The following is a 2,393-nucleotide window of genomic DNA, read 5'->3' as shown; positions in this document are numbered from 1 at the left end:
AACGGTGGGGCCTCCTGGGATCGGCTGAACAACTCGGAGCGTGTGGTGATCCAGAACCCGGCCGCCGGCACCTATCAGATCACCGTGCGCGGCTATAATGTGCCGAGCGGCCCCCAGCCCTTTGCCCTGGTGGTGCGCTCCCCCTACCTGACGACGTCGGTCACTACCCCAACTCCTACGTCCACTCCCACTTCGACGAGCACACCTACGCGCACGCCCACCACTCAGATTACCGGCACGCCGACCCGCACTCCCACCCGCACCAGCACGCCGGCCACGCCCTTCCACCGTCGCGCCGTCCTGCCGCTGATCCTGCGGCCTGCGCCGGCCACTCCCACGCCGACCCCCACCCGCACCTCCACGCCGACGCCCACCGCGACGCCAGGGATGACCACCGTCACCCTCACTCCTATCGCGGACGCCTGCGTGCTGGAGGGATATCCCACACTGAACTTCGGCGATGCGGCGGATATGTGGGTCGGTTACGACGATTACCTGAACCCGGACGGCAAGATCGCCCGCTCCATGGTGAAATTCAACATCGCCGGCATCCCCGCCGGCGCCACCATCCACAGCGCCAAACTGCGCATCTATCTCATCGATTCCTGGGAATTCCCGGGCTACCTCGACCGCGTGGTAGCGTACCAGGCGGCAGGCAACTGGACCGAAGCGGGCGTCACCTGGAACAACAAGCCGGCCATGGGGACCTCCTACGGCTATGTTGACGTGCCGCCCCACAGCGATCCGGGAGGCTGGTACGAGCTGGATGTCACCGCCCTGGTGCGGGGTTGGCTCAATGGGAGCATTCCCAACCAGGGTATCCTCATTCGTGGGGATGAGACCTCTGGTTACTATTCGTCCTGGCGGTCCTTCAGCACGCGGGAAGGGCCTTTCCCACCGCGATTGGTGGTCCGCTATACCTCGAGCACGCTGGAAGCCCCGGCAGTGGAGGCGCCCGCGCCAGCGGCCGGCGTCCGGAAGTATATCCTGCGGGAGCTTGTCCCCGGCGAGGGGCGGGCAGAAGGTGATGGTCGCGTGCTGGGGTATCCCGGCCGGTAATCCTCCCGGCCAGTGAAGAAAACAGCAGGGGGAAGGCGAATCTCGCCTTCCCCCTGTGCGTTTGTCGGAGCGGTTAATGGCCGTTCAGGCTCAGGTCCAGGAGCAGGCCGGCCAGCAGTGCGGCCCGCTGAGGAAGGCTGTCCAGCGCCACGCGCTCGTCAAGGGCATGGGCGCCGGCGCCCTCCGGCCCCAGACCGTCCAACGTCGGGATCCCCAGCGCGGCGGTGAAGTTCCCGTCGCTCCCGCCGCCGGAGCTTCCCCGCTCCAGATGCATATTCAGGTGCTCTCCCACCACACGCGCCCGATGGAACAGCGCCAGGCAGGTGGGGTCCGCTTCCCAGGCCGGCCGGGTGACGGCACCCTCGACGACCACGCTGGCCTGCGGATGATAGGGGGACAGCCCGCGGAGGAGCGGCACCAGCCGTTCCTCTTCCGCGCGGGTGGGCACCCGCAGGTCCACCTCTGCGACGGCCTCCGCCGGCACCACATTCGGGCGGATGCCGCCCTGCACCACGCCGACGGTCACCGTCACGCCCTTTTCCAGGTCGTTCAGGGATTGGAGATACAGGATGTGCTGGGCCAGCTCAGCGATAGCGCTGACGCCCTTCTCCGGCTCGCGGCCGGCATGTGCGGCCCTGCCCTGCACGCGCACCTGGAAGCGCCCCACACCTTTGCGCCCGACGGTGAGCATGCCCGGCTCGAGCGCCGGCTCCATCACCAGCACATAACTGCTCTGGCGGGCCTGTGACTCGATCAAGCCGCGCGAGGAGGCACTGCCCCGCTCCTCGTCGGAGTTGACCAGCAGGACCACGTCGCGAGCCAGCGGCAGGTCGAATTCGCGCAGGACCTCCATGGCATGCACGGCGATGACCAGGCCGGCCTTCATGTCAAAGGCGCCCGGGCCGTAGAGATAGCCGTCCTCTATGCGTACGGGCCGGCGCGCCAGTTCGCCCGCCGGCCAGACGGTGTCAATGTGCCCCAGCAGGAGCACGGGTTGGCGCTGGCCGGTGCCGGCCCACACCGCCCGCAGATGGTCGCCTGCTCGTTCCTGCGGCAGGCGTTCCACAGAAGCGCCGGCCTGCGCCAGCCGCTCCGCCAATACTGTCTGGGCGCGGTCCACCAGCCCCTTGTCATCGGTGGGAGATTCTTGTTCCACCAGTGTTCGCAGGTCATCCAGCATAGCCGGCAGTCGTTCCCGCATGGCCTCGTGGATGGCCGGCAGTATCGAGATCATCATCTGTGCACGCCTCCTGGCATGGTTCGCTTCGTTTCCGCAAGCAATATGTACAGACGAACCAATAATATATCACGGATACCGTCGGGCAACAAATTCG

The 2,393-nt window shown here is 66.9% G+C and carries 2 protein-coding genes; one reads left to right on the top strand and one right to left on the bottom strand.

The window, feature by feature from the left end:
• The coding region (locus tag H5T60_14115) for a DNRLRE domain-containing protein (GenBank protein MBC7243568.1) at nucleotides 1-1,059 on the top strand (1,059 nt) is incomplete at its 5' end.
• 73 nt (nucleotides 1,060-1,132) lie between these two features.
• On the opposite strand, the gene H5T60_14110 is transcribed toward H5T60_14115, so the two are convergent.
• On the bottom strand, nucleotides 1,133-2,260 hold the full coding sequence (locus H5T60_14110; protein ID MBC7243567.1) for a M20 family metallopeptidase: 1,128 nt from the start codon (nucleotides 2,258-2,260) through the stop codon (nucleotides 1,133-1,135).
• Nucleotides 2,261-2,393: the final 133 nt, after the last annotated feature.

The sequence above is a fragment of the Anaerolineae bacterium genome, from assembly GCA_014360855.1.
Lineage (GTDB): Bacteria > Chloroflexota > Anaerolineae > JACIWP01 > JACIWP01 > JACIWP01.
Note: the sequence above shows the minus strand (reverse complement) of the source record. Positions and strands in the feature narration are given on the sequence as shown.